The organism is Lutibacter litoralis (assembly GCF_014646675.1).
Classification (GTDB): Bacteria; Bacteroidota; Bacteroidia; order Flavobacteriales; family Flavobacteriaceae; genus Lutibacter; species Lutibacter litoralis.
Genome location: NZ_BMNS01000005.1, coordinates 346,082 through 363,296 on the forward strand (window position 1 = coordinate 346,082; position 17,215 = coordinate 363,296).

The 17,215-nt window shown below is 29.8% G+C and carries 17 protein-coding genes; 6 read left to right on the top strand and 11 right to left on the bottom strand.

Annotation, left to right across the window (positions count from 1 at the left end; all coding sequences use genetic code 11):
* Positions 1-4 precede the first annotated feature (4 nt).
* The 4 genes from porX to IEW75_RS10015 are packed head-to-tail and all read left to right on the top strand — an operon-like array spanning position 5 to position 3,583.
* Positions 5-1,555 (top strand): T9SS response regulator signal transducer PorX, encoded by a 1,551-nt coding sequence (gene porX / locus IEW75_RS10000; RefSeq protein WP_134246618.1) that lies wholly within the window; start codon positions 5-7, stop codon positions 1,553-1,555.
* Positions 1,556-1,598: 43 nt separating this feature from the next.
* Entirely contained in the window at positions 1,599-2,015 is a 417-nt protein-coding gene (gene tsaE, locus IEW75_RS10005; protein ID WP_134246617.1) for a tRNA (adenosine(37)-N6)-threonylcarbamoyltransferase complex ATPase subunit type 1 TsaE, read from the top strand.
* Positions 2,008-3,210 carry an alanine dehydrogenase gene (locus tag IEW75_RS10010; protein WP_134246616.1) on the top strand — a complete coding sequence of 401 codons (1,203 nt, stop codon included), beginning with the start codon at positions 2,008-2,010 and terminating at the stop codon, positions 3,208-3,210. The genes tsaE and IEW75_RS10010 overlap by 8 nt, the downstream gene beginning before the upstream one ends.
* 1 nt (position 3,211) lies before the next feature.
* Positions 3,212-3,583, top strand: a complete 372-nt coding sequence (locus tag IEW75_RS10015) for a DUF4258 domain-containing protein (protein WP_134246615.1) — start codon at positions 3,212-3,214, stop codon at positions 3,581-3,583.
* Between the two features lie 286 nt (positions 3,584-3,869).
* On the opposite strand, the gene IEW75_RS10020 is transcribed toward IEW75_RS10015, so the two are convergent.
* Entirely contained in the window at positions 3,870-4,541 is a 672-nt protein-coding gene (locus IEW75_RS10020) for a TrmH family RNA methyltransferase (RefSeq protein WP_134246614.1), read from the bottom strand.
* Between the two features lie 54 nt (positions 4,542-4,595).
* On the opposite strand from IEW75_RS10020, the gene IEW75_RS10025 reads away from it, so the two are divergent.
* Positions 4,596-5,282 (top strand): SIR2 family NAD-dependent protein deacylase, encoded by a 687-nt coding sequence (locus tag IEW75_RS10025; RefSeq protein WP_134246613.1) that lies wholly within the window; start codon positions 4,596-4,598, stop codon positions 5,280-5,282.
* On the opposite strand, the gene IEW75_RS10030 is transcribed toward IEW75_RS10025, so the two are convergent.
* From IEW75_RS10030 to priA, 5 genes are all read right to left on the bottom strand, one after another.
* Entirely contained in the window at positions 5,260-5,730 is a 471-nt protein-coding gene (locus IEW75_RS10030; RefSeq protein ID WP_134246612.1) for a DUF6495 family protein, read from the bottom strand. The genes IEW75_RS10025 and IEW75_RS10030 overlap by 23 nt on opposite strands.
* Before the next feature lie 179 nt (positions 5,731-5,909).
* The gene (rplI, locus tag IEW75_RS10035; protein ID WP_134246611.1) at positions 5,910-6,362 is read right to left on the bottom strand and encodes a 50S ribosomal protein L9; all 453 of its coding nucleotides are present in this window, start codon (positions 6,360-6,362) and stop codon (positions 5,910-5,912) included.
* Positions 6,363-6,376: 14 nt separating this feature from the next.
* Positions 6,377-6,670: a 30S ribosomal protein S18 gene (gene rpsR, locus IEW75_RS10040; protein ID WP_111708427.1), complete on the bottom strand. Its 294-nt coding sequence runs from the start codon at positions 6,668-6,670 to the stop codon at positions 6,377-6,379.
* Between the two features lie 5 nt (positions 6,671-6,675).
* A complete protein-coding gene (gene rpsF / locus IEW75_RS10045) occupies positions 6,676-7,017 on the bottom strand; it encodes a 30S ribosomal protein S6 (protein WP_134246610.1) in 342 nt (113 codons plus the stop codon).
* A gap of 243 nt (positions 7,018-7,260) precedes the next feature.
* Positions 7,261-9,702, bottom strand: coding sequence for a replication restart helicase PriA (gene priA / locus IEW75_RS10050; RefSeq protein ID WP_158283771.1), 2,442 nt, complete (start codon positions 9,700-9,702; stop codon positions 7,261-7,263).
* Positions 9,703-9,906: 204 nt separating this feature from the next.
* Here priA and IEW75_RS10055 point away from each other — a divergent pair, with 204 nt between their 5' ends.
* A complete protein-coding gene (locus IEW75_RS10055; protein WP_134246608.1) occupies positions 9,907-11,088 on the top strand; it encodes a hypothetical protein in 1,182 nt (393 codons plus the stop codon).
* Positions 11,089-11,360: 272 nt separating this feature from the next.
* Here the strand turns inward: IEW75_RS10055 and IEW75_RS10060 are convergent, their stop codons facing one another.
* Genes IEW75_RS10060 through IEW75_RS10080 form a run of 5 tightly spaced genes read right to left on the bottom strand, consistent with a single transcriptional unit; the run spans position 11,361 to position 17,213 of the window.
* Positions 11,361-12,749, bottom strand: coding sequence for an exopolysaccharide biosynthesis polyprenyl glycosylphosphotransferase (locus IEW75_RS10060; RefSeq protein WP_134246607.1), 1,389 nt, complete (start codon positions 12,747-12,749; stop codon positions 11,361-11,363).
* 59 nt (positions 12,750-12,808) lie between these two features.
* Positions 12,809-13,558 (bottom strand): glycosyltransferase family 2 protein, encoded by a 750-nt coding sequence (locus IEW75_RS10065; protein ID WP_134246606.1) that lies wholly within the window; start codon positions 13,556-13,558, stop codon positions 12,809-12,811.
* A complete protein-coding gene (locus IEW75_RS10070) occupies positions 13,559-14,842 on the bottom strand; it encodes a phenylacetate--CoA ligase family protein (RefSeq protein ID WP_134246605.1) in 1,284 nt (427 codons plus the stop codon).
* Positions 14,839-15,846, bottom strand: a complete 1,008-nt coding sequence (locus IEW75_RS10075) for a glycosyltransferase family 4 protein (RefSeq protein ID WP_229714432.1) — start codon at positions 15,844-15,846, stop codon at positions 14,839-14,841. The genes IEW75_RS10070 and IEW75_RS10075 overlap by 4 nt, the downstream gene beginning before the upstream one ends.
* Before the next feature lie 11 nt (positions 15,847-15,857).
* Entirely contained in the window at positions 15,858-17,213 is a 1,356-nt protein-coding gene (locus IEW75_RS10080; RefSeq protein WP_134246604.1) for an O-antigen ligase family protein, read from the bottom strand.
* Positions 17,214-17,215: the final 2 nt, after the last annotated feature.

Here is a 17,215-nt window from a genome sequence, read left to right on the forward strand (position 1 = left end):
CAATATGAGTGAAATAAGTATTTTATGGGTTGATGATGAAATTGATTTATTAAAACCACACATTCTATTTTTAGAAAAAAAAGGATATGCTGTTACAAAATGTAATAATGGTGCTGATGCCATTGATTTATGTGAAGAAAACAATTACGATATTGTTTTTTTAGATGAAAATATGCCAGGATTAAGCGGATTAGAAACCTTGTCCGAAATTAAAAGCAAACGCGCAAATCTTCCAATTGTAATGATTACTAAGAGCGAAGAGGAATATATTATGGAAGATGCTATTGGAAATAAAATTGCCGATTATTTAATAAAACCTGTAAACCCGCATCAAATTTTATTAAGCCTTAAAAAGAATTTAGACCATTCTCGCCTAGTTTCAGAAAAAACCACTTCTAATTACCAACAAGAATTTAGAAAAATAGCAATGGATTTAGCTATGGTCAATTCTTATAAAGAATGGATTACAGTTTATAAAAAGTTGGTTTACTGGGAGTTGGAGCTTGAAAACATTAGCGACTCTGGAATGGTAGAAATTCTAGAGAGTCAGAAACAAGAAGCGAATTCGTTATTCTTTAAATTTATTAAAAGGAATTACCAAGATTGGATTCAAAATCCTGAAGAAGCTCCAATTTTATCAAACACTTTGTTTAAAAAAATTATAATTCCCGAGGTTAAAACTTCAAAAGGAACGCTTTTAGTAGTAATTGATAATTTACGATACGACCAATTTAATATCATTGAAAAAACAATTACTGAATACTATAAAAAACAATTTGAAGTTCCTTATTTAAGTATTCTACCAACAGCGACACAGTATGCTAGAAATTCCATTTTTTCGGGCTTAATGCCTTTAGAAATGGAACAACAACATCCAGATTTTTGGAAAAACGATACCGATGAGGGTGGTAAAAACTTATATGAAAAAGAATTTTTAGAAGCACAGCTACAACGACTTAGAGAAGACTTAAAATTTGAATATTATAAGATTACCAATTTAAAATCTGGTAAACAATTAGCTGATAGCTTTAATAGTGTAAAAGAAAATGACTTAACCGTTATTGTGTACAATTTTGTTGATATGATTTCACATGCAAAAACCGAAATGGAGGTTATTAAAGAATTAGCAAGAGACGACAAAGCCTATAGGTCTTTAACAAACAGCTGGTTTTTAAATTCGCCTTTATTAGAAATAATTCAAAAAGCACAAAAACTTGGATTAAAATTAATTGTTACAACTGACCACGGAACTATAAATTCAAAAGCTCCTTCAAAGGTTATTGGCGACAAAAATATCAGCTCAAATTTAAGATACAAAACCGGTAAAAGCCTTTCGTATGAAGATAAAGAAGTTTTTGCAATTAAAAATCCAAAAGATATTTTATTACCTTCTTTATCCATGAATAGTTCTTTTATTTTTGCAAAAGAAGATTATTTCTTCGCATATCCTAATAATTACAATCATTTTGTAAAATATTATAGAAATACATACCAACACGGAGGTATTTCTTTAGAGGAAATGATAATTCCATGTGCTATATTTGTAGCGAAATAATTCGGCTATTAGCTTTTTGCTTATGGCCTTTAGCCTTTAAAATATGATTAAAAACTACACACTACAACAACTTCCAGAAATTGCTAAAGAAGTTATTGATTTTTCAAAACATAAGGTACTACTTTTTTATGGAGAAATGGGTGTCGGAAAAACAACACTTATAAAAGAAATTGTTAAACAATTAGGTGTTTTAGATACAGTAAGCTCCCCTACTTTTTCATTAGTTAACGAATACCATTGTTCAAAAAATGAAAAAGTTTATCATTTCGATTTTTATAGAATTAATAAAGAAGAGGAAGCTATGGATATGGGAATTGAAGAATATTTTTACAGTAACAACTGGTGTTTAGTAGAATGGCCAAATAAAGTAGAAAATTTATTACCTTTAAACTCAGTAATTATTACAATTACAGCATTAGAAAATCAGCTACGAACAATAGAAGTTAGAAATAATGAGTAAAAAAATTACTTCACCATTTAGCAAACAAGAGCTAATTCCGCAAGAGGAAACTTTGGAAGTTAGCAAACAAAAAGGCTCCCTTGTTATTGGAATTCCTAAAGAAACACATTATCAAGAGAAGCGTGTTTGCCTAACACCAGATGCTGTTGCAGCGTTAACAAATCAAGGTCATAAATTTATTATTGAAACAGGTGCAGGTGAAGGTGCTAATTTTTCTGACAACGAATATTCTGAAGCTGGTGCAAAAATATCATATGATGTTAAAGAAGTTTTTGGTTGTCATATTATTTTAAAAGTAGAACCACCTTCGTTAGATGAAATACAGTTAATACATCCGCAAAGTATTTTATTCTCTGCGTTACAACTTAAAACACAAACTAAAAAATATTTTGAAGCATTAGCAAGGAAGCATATTACAGCTGTAGCATTTGACTTTATTAGAGACGAACAAGGAATATATTCAGTAGTAAAATCTTTAAGTGAAATTGCAGGTACTGCCTCTATTTTAATTGCAGCTGAAATGATGAGTAAAGATAAAGAAGGTAATGGATTGCTATTAGGAAATATTAGTGGTGTACCTCCTACCGAAGTTGTAATTTTAGGTGCAGGAACCGTTGCAGAATTTGCAGCTAGATCCGCTATTGGTTTAGGTGCAAATGTAAAAGTTTTTGATAATTCTTTAACTAAATTAAGAAGTTTACAACACAATTTAGGAAGACCTATCTATACTTCAACCATACAACCAAAAACACTTCAAAAGGCTTTAATGCGTTGCGATATAGCTATTGGAGCAGTTAGAGGAAATTCTCGTTCACCTGTACTAGTTACTGAAGCCATGGTGCAACAAATGAAAACGGGTGCCGTAATTGTTGATGTTAGTATAGATCGTGGTGGATGTTTTGAAACTTCTGAAGTTACAACGCATAAAAATCCTATTGTAGAAAAATTTGGGGTTATTCATTATTGCGTGCCAAATATCCCATCTAGATATTCTAGAACGGCCTCATTATCAATAAGTAACATATTTACACCCTACCTTTCAAATATTTCAGAAGAAGGTGGATTTGAAAATGCTGTGAGATTTGATAAAAGTTTACAAAAAGGAATGTATTTTTACCACGGAATTTTAACTAACAAATCTGTAGGAGATTGGTTTAACATTCCTTTTAGAGATATAAACTTATTATTTTTGTAGTATGACTTTTAAACAACGCTTGCCTTATTTTTTAGGTGGATTAACCATAGGAATTATTATTGTAGTATTTGTATTTGAAAAAAAGAATACCACTTTTGATTATGGTCCAAATGCACGCGTATTAAAAAATATACGCTTAAAAGAACGTGTGTTTTCTGAAAAAGCTTTAGCTATTCTAAATACTTATGAAATTGATACTGCTAAAATATCTCAAGTCCTTAAAAAAGGTGATGTTGATTTAAGAAATAAAATTAAATTAGATAGTTGTTTGTATACATACACTATTCAAGGAAAACAAGAATTAAAAAACATAACCTTAACGGTTACCAATTGCGAATCTATGGCAATAATTGAAGATATTAAGATTGAGTAATTTTTTATTGGTTTAAATCTGCTATTTCTTCGATTGGAATCTAAATATTAATGATTTAAATTTTACGGATTGCAGCAAATCCTCTATATATAACAATTTATTTAAACTCTACTGTCATTCCTGAGTAGGCAAGAATCTAAACTATTCTGTTTAAATACAAAACACAATTTTGGAGTATAATCAACTTAATTTTTTAGGTGTATAACTTTTTAAGTCTCTGGTCATCAACCTACCAATTATGGATTCCTTCCTACGCAGGAATGATAAAATAAAATCTTAATTAAATTCAGTTTTCAGCATAATAATTTTCCTTAATTTTTATAATGCTTTTTATCGTTTTTTCTAACCAATCCTGGTATTTTTCCGATTTTTCTAGTTCCGATAATTGCCAATTAACAGTAGATGCTTTTAATTTTTCATTCATATTTTGAAGAATAATTGCTGCAGCCACAGAAATATTTAAACTCTCAGTAAAACCAACCATTGGTATCTTTAAAAAACCATCTGCATTATCCATTACATCTTTTGAAAGTCCTTCTTTTTCAACTCCAAAAAAGAATGCCGATTTTTGAGTAATATCAAAATCTTGTAATAAACAGGATTCATTATGAGGTGTTGTAGCAATTATCTTATAACCTTTTTCTCTTAAAGCAGCAATACAATTTAGTGTATTATTGGTATCCTTTTGATTGTACATAGAAAAATCCACCCATTTTTGGGCTCCTTTTGCAACCAATCTAGATGCGTAAAATTTATATTTACTCTCAATCACATGCATGTCCTGAACTCCAAAAATATCACACGTTCTCACCATCGCACTTGCATTATGTGGTTGAAAAATATCTTCAATCGCCACTGTAAAATGCCTTGTACGTTCGTTTAGCACTTTTTTAAATAATGCTTTTCTTTTTTCAGTGACAAACTGTTCTAAATATACTGTATACTTTTTATCTACCATTCAAAAATTACCTTTTTTCAAAGATAAATTTTTACTTTTGAATAAATTACTGATATGAAAAAAATAGTTGTTCTTACGGGTGCTGGGATGAGTGCTGAAAGTGGAATTAGCACATTTAGAGATACTGATGGACTTTGGGAAGGGCATGATGTTATGGAGGTTGCCTCTCCTATTGGCTGGAATAAAAACAAAGCACTTGTTTTAGATTTTTACAATAAACGAAGACAACAATTGTTAACAGTTGTTCCAAATCTAGCACATAAAGCATTGGTTGCCTTAGAAGAAAAATATCGAGTAACTATTATTACGCAAAATATAGATGATTTACACGAACGCGCTGGAAGTAAAAACGTATTGCATTTGCACGGAGAACTGTTAAAAGTTAGAAGTATCAAAAACCCTAATTTAATCTATTCCTGGAATAAAGATGTTTTATTAGGTGATACGTGTGAAGAAAGGTCGCAATTAAGACCTCATATTGTTTGGTTCGGAGAAGAAGTTCCAATGTTAGAAAAAGCTATTGAAATAACTTCTAAAGCCGACATATTAATGATTATAGGGACATCTATGCAAGTATATCCTGCTGCAAATTTGATACATTATATCACACCCCAAATTCCAGTATATTTTATTGATCCAAAACCAGCAATACAGAAAAACTACTTTCCAAATTTAAAAGTATTTGCTGAAAAGGCCTCTACAGGAGTTGTAAAGGTTGTTACTGAATTAATTGACCAATAGCATTAAATAAATCGCCTTTTGAAATAACACTTCCCATTTCAATCAACTTAAAAAGCTCTACATTTCGTTCTTGAGTATATTTTTTTGATGCTTTAAAATAGTCTATATCATCATTCACAGGATTTTTTAAAAACCAGTTGAAGTCGTTTTTATCTAAAAAACTTTTAGAAGTATCGTTTAACTTAATGTAAATTCTAATTATTTCTTTTGAAGAACATTTAAATAAATTAATATCGTTTTTAGAAATATGTTCTAAATACTCTGTTTTAGTAAGCACATCTTCCCAAACAACATCACTAAAAATATTCAATTCTTCTTCAGCCATTGTTGGCTTTTCTTTTTTTATGGTTTCCCACTCTTTTACATCAATTTGCTGTGTTGCTAAAAATTTAGCAAACTCCGTATTCAGTTCAGAGAACTGTTCTTTTGTAAGTTGTCTGTATTTCATTAAATGATAAAAATTTAAACAAGTTCGATTTATAAAAATATTAAATTATATCTTTTTTATATTTTGCTGATTAAGTGCTGTAAAGATGAAACTATTAGTACTTCTATGCTACTTTTAAACAAAAAAACCGCCCAAGTTGGGCGGTTTCATTAAATATATAAAAATCTTATGATTTTATTTTATTGTGCTTCTGCAATTACATCAACAGGTATATCTACAATTACCGCTCTATGTAATCTTATAGTTGCATTATACTTTCCTAGTCTTTTAATGTTTCCACCTTCAACTTTAATGTATTTTTTATCAACTTTGTGACCTTCAGCAGCTAAAGCTTCTGATACGTTTCCGTTATTAACAGAACCAAATAATTTAGTTCCATCACCAGTTTTAGCTGTAATTTTAATTTCTAATTCTTTAATTGCATCTGCAATCTTAGTTGCATCTTTTATTAGTTTTTCTTCTTTATAAGCACGTTGCTTTAAAGTTTCAGCTAATACTTTTTTCGCTGATGTAGTTGCTAATACTGCAAATCCATGAGGAATTAAAAAGTTACGACCGTAACCATTCTTTACAGTTACAATATCATCTATAAAACCTAAGTTTTCAACGTCTTGTTTTAATATAATTTCCATGATTCCTTTCAGTTTTATTTTAACATATCGCCAACGTATGGCATTAAAGCTAAGTGACGTGCTCTTTTAATAGCTACAGAAACTTTACGTTGATATTTTAATGAAGTACCCGTTAAACGACGTGGTAAAATTTTACCTTGTTCGTTTACTAAGTATAATAAAAAGTCAGCATCTTTATAATCAATATACTTGATACCGTTCTTTTTAAAACGACAGTATTTTTTTACTTGTTTTGTGTCAATATCTAATGGAGTTAGGTAACGAACATCACCTTGTTTTCCTCCTTTTGCTTGTTGTTCTATAGACATAACTCTTATTTTTTAGTTGCTTTAACTCTTTCTCTTCTTTTTTCAGCCCAAGCAGCAGCATGTTTGTCTAACTTTACAGTTAAATAACGCATAATACTATCGTCTCTTCTAAATTCAAGTTCAAAAGCGGCAATTTCTTGTCCGTCTAGCTTGTATTCAAATAAGTGATAAAAACCACTTTTTTTGTTTTGGATTGGATACGCTAACTTTTTTAGCCCCCAGTCTTCTTTTGAGATCATTTCGGCACCTTTAGAAACAAGATAGTCCTCGAACTTCTTTACTGTTTCCTTTATCTGGATATCAGATAAAACGGGATTCAAAATGAAAACAGTTTCGTAATGATTCATAATTAAAAATTTTAAGTTTTACTTTTAAGGGTGCAAATATACTCTTTTATTATTATTTGGCAAGGGGAAATTTAATAAAAAATGAAGTCTTTATATTACTTTCCTAATATTAAATATTTAGCCGATGTAACCTTTACCCTCTTCAAATATAAATCCGTAAGGGAGCTTCGACTCCGCTTATCCGCCATAAACTTTAATTCTTTATCCCTTTTCCATCTTCAACCTTTCAACTATTAATCTAACTTAATAACTATCAACATCTATATTAAATTTAATAGAACGAAATTGCTTAACCGCTTGAAATGAGTTTTTAACACGTAAAATGTTTGCTTTAGTGGCGCTTAACGATTGTTTTTGTGGAATTTTAATAATAATATGACGAATAAAATAGTTGCGAATTTTTGAAATTGCGGGTGTTGTAGGCCCTAAAATTTGGTTCTTAAAAATAGTTGTTAGTGATTTCCCTAACCAATTCGCACCTTCATCTACTCTAATAAAATCTTTATGACGTAACGTAATTTTAATAATTCTATAAAATGGCGGATAGTGGTATTGCCAACGCTCATCCAATTGTTCTTTAAACATTTCATTATAAGAATTGGTAGAGACCTGTTGTAAAATCTGATGGTAAGGATTAAATGTTTGTATGGCTACTTTACCTCTTTTTTTAGACCTTCCTGCTCTTCCTGCAACCTGAACCATTAATTGATAACTACGTTCATGGGCTCTAAAATCTGGAAAATTAAGCATACTATCTGCACTCATAATTCCAACTAATGATACATTTGCAAAATCCAATCCCTTTGAAAGCATTTGTGTACCAACCAAAATATCTATTTCTTGAGCTTCAAATTTTCCGATAATTTTTTGATACCCATATTTTCCTCGTGTTGTATCTAAGTCCATTCTGCCAATTGAAGTATCTGGAAATAATTGTTCTAATTCCGCCTCAATTTGCTCTGTTCCAAAACCTTTAGTATTTAATTTTTCACTTCCACAAGCGCCACAATTATGAGGCATCGCTTGTCTGTAACCACAATAATGGCAACGTAATTCTTTTCTAAAACTATGAAAAGTTAAACTCACATCGCATTGGGGGCATTGAGGTGAAACTCCACAAGTTTCACATTCTACAACAGGAGCAAAACCTCTCCTATTCTGAAATAAAATAACTTGTTCTTTTTCGTCTAGAGCGTCTTGAATCATTTCTAGCAACCTATCAGAAAAATGGCCTTTCATTCTTTTTTTACGATGTTTTTCTTTAACATCAACCAACTCTATTTCTGGCAATAACACATCTCCAAAACGTCTGTTTAATTCCACCAAACCATATTTACCTTGCTGTGCATTGTAAAAAGTTTCAACACTTGGAGTTGCAGAACCTAACAATACTTTTGCATTGTGTAAGTTGGCTAAAACAATTGCTGCATCTCTAGCGTGGTAACGTGGCGCAGGATCGAATTGTTTAAAAGAAGGCTCGTGTTCTTCATCTACAATAACAAATCCTAAATTTGAAAATGGTAAAAATAATGAGGACCGTGCTCCTAAAATAAGCTGTGCTTTTTGTTTGTTTTCCAATACATTATTCCAAACTTCAACGCGTTCATTCATAGAATATTTTGAATGAAAAACAGATAAATATTCCCCAAAATAATGTTGCAATCTTTCAATTAATTGGGTTGTTAAGGCAATTTCAGGCAGTAAATAAAGCACTTGCTCTCCATCATCAAGTAATTGTTTAATCAATTTAACGTAAACCTCTGTTTTACCGCTACTTGTAACTCCCTTTAAGAGCGTTACTTGTTTGGTGTTAAAAGTATCCTTTATGGCACTGTAAGCTTCTTGTTGATGTGCTGTTAATTCTTTTATTTCTGAAGTTTTTCCGCTAAAACTTATTCGATCTTTTTGAATAAAATATAATTCGAAAATATCTTTATCTAGCAAGGCTTTTATTACTGCACTAGAAGCCGATGCTTTCTCTTGAAGCTGTGCAACTTTAATAGGTTTTTTTAAACTTTGTAGCTGAAAATAAGTTAAAATAAGTTCACGTTGCTTTTTTGCCCTGCTTAAAGTTTCTAATAATTCCGATAACCTCTCGCTTGCACTCCAAGGTTCTTTTAATCGAATGTATTTAACAAGTTTAGGTTTGTATTGCTCGTAAATTTGCTCTTTAACTACAATAACATTTTTTTCAATTAAAGTTTTAATAATTGGAAACACATTCTTCTTTCCTAATATTTCAATAATTTTAGAAATTGACAATTGCGATTGATGTTGTAAGGCTTCAAAAATTAAAAACTCTTCACCAGATAGTAGTTCTTCATTCTTAAAACCAGCAACTAACTGTATTTCTGTTTCACTTTCTAATAAAAATGCACTTGGCAAGGCTGCTCTAAAAACTTCACCTAAAGAACACATATAATAACTGGCAATCCACTCCCAATGTTTTAATTGCAATTCGTTCACAATGGGTACTTCATCTAAAATCTGGTAAATTTCTTTTGCTTCATATCCAACAGGCGCTGTATTATGAATATTATAGACCAACGCGGTAAATATTTTTGATTTTCCAAATTCTACTGCAACCCGCATCCCAGGCTTTAAAAAGTTAGCTTCGGCTGCTGTTATTTTATAAGTAAATAACTTTTGCAATGGAATTGGTAATATTACGTTGGTATAATTAATAGCTATAATTTTAATATTCTTGAACTACAAAAATAATTAATTGAATATTTTAAAGATACTAATTTTGAATTTTTAATACTATTATTTTAGTACCCTACATTACAGTAGGTTACATATAAAAAAGGGTTTTGGCACGTTGTTTGTAATTAGAACAATGAAAATGCTAGCCAGTAATTTTAGTAATAACCTTAAAAACCCAATATTATGAAAAACAAATTATTCTTATTCGCAACCTTTATATTTGTGAGCTTAGGAGCTTTTGCTGCTAACACAACAAATTCAACTACAACAAACAATTATTACTATAATGATGGAAATTCATTCACATTTGTTGAAAGAGGCGTTACGTTTTCTGTTTTTCAGAATGGAGAATTTGATTTTTACATTAATCCTCGCAAAAGCTTTAATGCCAGTTATCAAGGAAATGGTATAAATATTAGTTACAATTCTGGCTATAATTACGATGCTTACGTGCAATATGATGATTTTGGGGCTGTTATTCAAGTTGAAGATATTCCTATTTATTATGATTATTATGGGCGTGTTACTAGAGTTGGTAATATTGACATCAATTACAATCGCGATCGATTGGTAAGATTAGGTGGATTGAGAGTATATTATAACCATTATGGATCTTACACCCATTTTTCAGGATATATAAATAGTTACAATAGAAATTATGTGTATCATCCTTATCACAATTATTTTTCTAGACCTTTATTTGATTTTAGAATTGTAAGTTACAAACCTTATAGAAATCATTATAAAGTAAATAGGTATAAATATCACAGAGATCATTCAAGAAACAAGTATTATAGTAAAAACAACTATTATAGTAAAAACCGTAATGACCGTAGCTACAACAGACATAATTCTAAAAATCGTTATGCTACAAATAAAGTACCTAAAAGGAGGACTAATAATGTAACACAAAGAAATGATATCCGTTATAAATCAAATACTCAAATAAAAAGGAATAAAACGGCAACAACTAGAAATAACAGCAGTACTAATAGAAATACTACTGTTCAAAGAAGAAATTCTAATGCAGCTAATGAGCGTAGTAAAAATGCAACAACTAGAAATTCATCTGTAAATAACCGTTCTAATAGTAACAATCGTTCTATTGGAAACCGTAATGCAACCGCTCAAAAAAGAAATTATAATATTACAAATGAGCGTAGCAAAAAGGTAACAAACGGCACTCCTGTTAGATCTTCACAAAACAGAAAAACAACTGTAACAAAAAAAAGGACAAAAAATAGTGCAGCTTATAAGCCAGCTAGAACTCAGCAAAAAAGAAATGTTGTTAAAATGACAACTAGAAGTTCAAAAAACAATGCACGTACCACTTCAGAAAATACAAGAAAAAGAAGAAGTTTATAATTTGTTAGTTAGTTACTTACAATGGTTAGCTAACAAAATATCGGGGTTTCACTACTCCGATATTTTTTTTGTCAAAATTTTAAGATAATAGAAATAATTCCACGTTCAAATATAAAATCAACGTCATTGCGATGGAGGTACGACTGAAGCAATCTCATGTAAAGAACTTACAATTATGTATTTAGTTCCAAATTAACAGATTGCCACACTTCGCAAAAGCTACGTTCGCAATGACGTTTTCAAAACTTTTCAAATTGAGACTTTAGACTAAACTAAGTTCCTCGATAAAATAACACTGTACTTATTGTTTTAATTATAATTTTAAAATCTAATAATAAGTTACGCTCTTTAATATAGTATAAATCGTATCGAAGTTTAGTATACTGCTCTTCTTTAGAACTCGCATACGGATATTCTACTTGTGCCCAACCAGTTAAGCCCGGTTTAATTACATTTCTAATTTTATAAAAAGGGTAGTTTACACTCAATTCAGTTACAAATTCTGGTCGTTCAGGTCGTGGTCCAATAATACTCATTTCACCTTTTAAAATATTAATAAACTGAGGTACTTCATCTAACCTGGTACTTCTTAAAAATCTACCAAATTTTGTAATTCTACTATCATTCTTTGTAGCCCATTCAGCTCCATTTTTTTCTGCATTGGGAACCATTGTTCTAAATTTAATAATTTTAAACAACGCACCTCCTTTTCCAACTCTTTCTTGAAAATAAAATAATGAGCCTCTATTGAAAAATAGATTTCCGATAACAATAAACGGAATAATAAAAATTAAAAAAAAGATTCCTAAAATTGATACAACAATATCAAATACTCTATGAAAAATTAGATAAATTCTATTTTGATGACTTTTACTAAAGTTTAAGTGATTGTAAAAATTTTGGTTTAAATGGACCTCTGGAATGCGTTTAGTGATTGATTCAGTAAATTTTTCTGAACTAGTAATTATAGCTCCACTTTTAAAAAGTGAAATCAGTTGCGGCGTAAATGCATTTATAAATTCACTTTTATGAAAATTCTCAACTACAATTTCTGTAATTTTATTTGTTGTAACAAGCTCTTTAAGTACTATTTTTTTTGCATTCAGGTACTTTGCTGACTGATTTTTAATTTCTGTAGGACATATATATCCCACAATATAATTATGAGGTGCTTTGGCCTTTATTATTTTAATTAAGTTATTTACAGCATCTTTATCAGAACCAATAATTAAAATTCGATTAAAAAATAAGGGTGAAAATATAAATTGAATATAAGCAAATCTCCAACTATAAATTGATACCGTAATTGCTAAAAAAAGATACATAATTTGTAACCTGTTCTCAGGTAATATTGGCGTAACAAGTGGTGTAAACACATAAAATAGTGTGGTTAAAAAACCCGTTAATACAGTACTTCTTAAAATTTGATACTTATCATTGGCAACTTTTAAATTATACATTTCAAATATTTCTCCGAACAACAATAAATAAGTACTTAAAACTAGCATATATTTAATAATACCTACTTTTTGGATATTAAAATAATGGAAATTAAACAAATAAGACAACAACATCAATCCCGCAATTACAATTACTACATCAAAAATTCGTAATAAAAGTTTGCGTTCTGAAATTGAAAAATTTATGTTTTTTTGGGGCATATAACTATCTAATTAAATATTTTATAAAGATACGTACTTAGAGTTACTGTTGTCATTTTTTAAAAATAATATTTACGAATACCAAAAAATATCCAACTACAAAAATAATACAATGAATTAAAAATAGAGAGTTTTGCAACATTTCTATAAAATTCCCATTGGTGTTTTAATAAGTTTAATTTATTTCTGGAATGCGATTTTTTTCGAATTCTATATATTGCCAGGGGCTGTTTAATGCCAATAGCAACATCTATAGTTTTTAAATACTGCAGCCACAAACCCATATCTTGTCTGTACAAAATTTCTGGCATATATAATTTTCCTAATTTGTCAATATCTATAAAAGCGGTTAAACAACTTATGGAATTCGATTTTAAAATGTCAGAATAATTTACTTTATCAGGTACTATAAAATCTTTATAACAGGGTTTTAAATCCTCGTCTAATCTATGATAAGATGCAAAAACAAACCCTTTAGTATTTATTACCTTATTTAAGGATGTTTCAATAAAATTAGGCAACCAAATATCATCTGAATCTATAAATGTTAAAAAACTACCTTGAGCTTGTTTTATACCTTTATTTCTAACAATAGCCGGACCAACATTTTGTGGTAACTCTAATAATTTTATTCGTTCATCTTTTTGTTGAAATGTTTTAATAATTTCTACAGAATTATCTGTAGAGCAATCATCAACAATTAATAACTCCCAATTTTCATAACCCTGATTTTGAACACTTTCTATGGTAGCCGCAATGTATCTTGAAGCGTTGTAATTTGGAGTTATAATTGATACTAAGGGGTTCATTTAATCAATATTTGAAATAAAACTTTTTTGTTTGTGTTTACCTTTAATGAAGGTTGCATTCTCTTTGATTTCAGTAACCATATCTTCTTTAAAATACAATTTTACCTCATTCATTAATACCTCTTTTTCTGTACTTTTTAAATTTTGTTCAATTAAAAACAACAGTTTCCCTTTTTTCTCTTGTAATACTTGATACGTTAAAAGTAGCCCTTTTTTAGCTAAATTTTTAAAAATATAGTAAAAATACAAACTTGGATAACTTTCTGTATTACCATAAACCACTGCCCCAACTCTTCCTGTTACTTCTTCTAAAATTAAATGAGGCATTCCACATGCACATACCTTAGATCTAGGAGCCAGTCTAATAATATCTCCTAATTTATAACGAATAATCGGAAAAGAGTACTGTTGCAAATTGGTAACAATTATTTCATTATCAACCTCTTCAACAAGCACACCTTCCATATTGATATGCATGGATCCTTTTGGGCATTCAAACGCAATTATGCCCGTTTCAGCAGCACCATACTCACTAATCATTTTTTGTCCAAACGCTTGTGTAACCTCACTTTGATAGCTTTCGAATATTTTTTCTGAAGTACCTTTTACCATTTTTAAACGCAATGGTTTCTTAAAATGTTTCCTATTTATTTTTTTAGCAGTTTCATAAATAGCAGAAGAATATCCATGTATATACCCTGAGTTATGTAACTTTCTTGCAAAGTTTTTTAATTGTTTATCGTCAAAATTAAAAAGTCTGAACCTATTTTGTAAAAAGTCTAAAAATTTGATTTTTAATTTTGCTTTTTTTGAAAAATTAAATCCCCAGAAATAACCATTCCTTTCCCAAGGCTTCACATTGTACCAAGAATACCCTCTAAACAACGAAGCTCTGTTAAAAGAATCTGTAATTTCTGCTCTCTTAAAAATTAGAGATGCGCCTGTTGTACCCGAAGTGCTCGCTTTAAAAAATCTTGTGGAATTTGTTTTTTGTTGAATATTCTGATTTTCAGAAATTAAATTCTCCTTCGTAATTATGGGTAATTTTTTTAGATCATTCAAGCATATAATAGCTGAAGGGGTTATGCCTGCTTTTTGAAATGCCGTTCTATAAAATTCGGAATTTGTATACGCATTAACAATCAATCCTTTCAACTTTTCTAATTGATAGGCTTCCAGTTCTTCCAACGTCCAATTTTCAGAACTTTTCAAAAATAAATACCATTTATTTAATGATGGATTTCTTAATTTCTGACCGAGTTTAAAAATTGCTTTAGCTATCATTCACTTAATAATTTATACCATTGTTGTTTCACCATTGCAACATCAAAACCTTCAACCAAAGTTCGTGCATTTTGAGTCATTTTTTGGGTTTCAATGGGGTTTTCAATAAGTTTTAAAATAGCTTGTGCCATGGCTTGTTCGTTATTATTTTCAACTAAAAGCCCTTCAACACCATTGTTTATTAAATATGAAATTCCACCAACATTAGTAGAAACCACTGGCAAGCCCAATGCCATAGCCTCTAGTACACTCACAGGAGTATTATCAATTGTAGCTGTATTTATAAAAATATCAAATGCTTCAGATTTTTTAATCCAATTTTCTTTCTTTAAAAACCCTGTAAATTCAATTGAACTTAAAAGATCTTTTTCTTGAGCTATTCGTCTCGCTTTTTTTAAAGTACCATCTTTATCTGAACCTACCATGCATAACACAGCTTCTGGATACTTTTCTTTTAATATTTCCAAAACCTTTATGGCCATTAACGGATTGTATATTTCTTGAAAAGCCCTAACCCATAATAATTTCGGTTGCAAGTTATTTCGCAATTTAAAATTATACTTTTTTATTTCTATCGCATTTGAAATAAAATTCGATTTAAAACCATGTTCTTTAAATTTCTCTAATAAATAATTTGAAGGTGCAACATTTACTTTTGAATGCTTAAACAGTAAGTTCGATAAAAAAGGACTACTATTTAAACGCTTTGGTAAATTTCCGCCGTGCAATATAGGAATGTATTTCAAATTAAACATACGGGCTAATTGTGAAGTTATCACTGCATAATAAAAATTTGAAGTACTATAAGTATCTATTAATAAATAATCAGAATTTCTATGTTCGATAACTCCATAGCACATATTTAACAAACGGACTAATTTATTCTTTTTGTTTGAATACATATTAACTTTAAAGCCCATTTGTACAAACAACTTTGAAAGTAGAACAATAGTAGTAGGATTCTTTGAATCTAAATTATTCCCTATGTAAACAAGTTTTTTCAACTTTTTGCTGCTTAAGTTATTTTAGTAATTTCTTCCTCTTCTTCAGTATTAAAAGTAATAATCATAACACTCATGCCATAAATAAATGCAGGAAACGCAACCCTCATGGCTGAATGGTTAATGGTTAAAAACCAAAATATTAAAAAAGCACTTAAAAAAGCCCTTGCCAAATAAGGCTGGTTTAAAATATGATTTGCTGGAATAAGTAGCAATAAAATTAAAACAATCAAACCAATCATTCCATGTTCACTTAGTAAACGACTCACTTCATTATGTGAAGCCGCTAAAACGTCCGTTTCTTCAAAACGCTCATATTTAGAACCACCAACTCCAATTCCAAAAAAAGGATGTTCAAAAAAATTTTCCAATTCACTCTTAAATAAATCAATTCTACCAGTAGTAAAATCACTCTTAGTAATTCCCGCAGCATTTTTATTCGTATATCTATTAATTAACATTCCTCCTGTTAGATTAGCTGTATATACAAATAGTGCTATCCCAAAAAGCATAATAAGCCCCGTATATTTAAATAATTGCTGTATTTTATCTTTTCTAGCAAGTATATAAAAAAATAGAAATGCACTTATAGCCAACATAGCGGTTATCATTCCTCCTCTCGAAAAGGTTATAAGCCCTCTATAGATTATATAAACAAACAAAAACATGTCAATAAATAATAGCGGAAAAATTCTTTTTTTAAATAACAAATGTGCCACCACAATAAAACTACCCAAACCAATAATAGTTGCTACCTGATTGGGACCATACCCTCCAGATGTAGTAAAATTGGCGTTACTACTAAACCTAATATTATCAATTTCTGGAGTTTTAAGGTATAAGAGAATTACCATTGAAATTATTGGTAATAACATGTAAAACAACACATTAAGCAACGTTGAAATGGCTATTTTCCTTTTATAAAAATACAACGCAGAAACACATAACAATATAGGACCACTTAAATTAAATGCGATGGCTTTCCGAATAGATTCGTTAAAAGGTATGTCTACAAAAGCAATACCAATTAATAAAAGTAAAATGATTGTTAAATATGATATTGAAACATGGTGTCGTTTTTTTTCAACATACAAGCCCAAAAATAAAAACAATAAGACTGAATACTTAGGTAATTCATATAAAAAAGTGCCTCCAGTCATTCTAAACATAACTTCTGAACCAACTACATAAGCACTCCAAAAAATTGCTTGATTGTTCCTGTTTTTTGTTTTAATAATATATATGAGACCGGCAAAAAAAATTAACAACGATAAGATTTTGGATACAAATCCAACTAAAAGCAATGCTCCAAGCATCAGATGAAGTAACACTAATATAAATTCAGTTTTATAACTTTTATTGTATTCCAAGA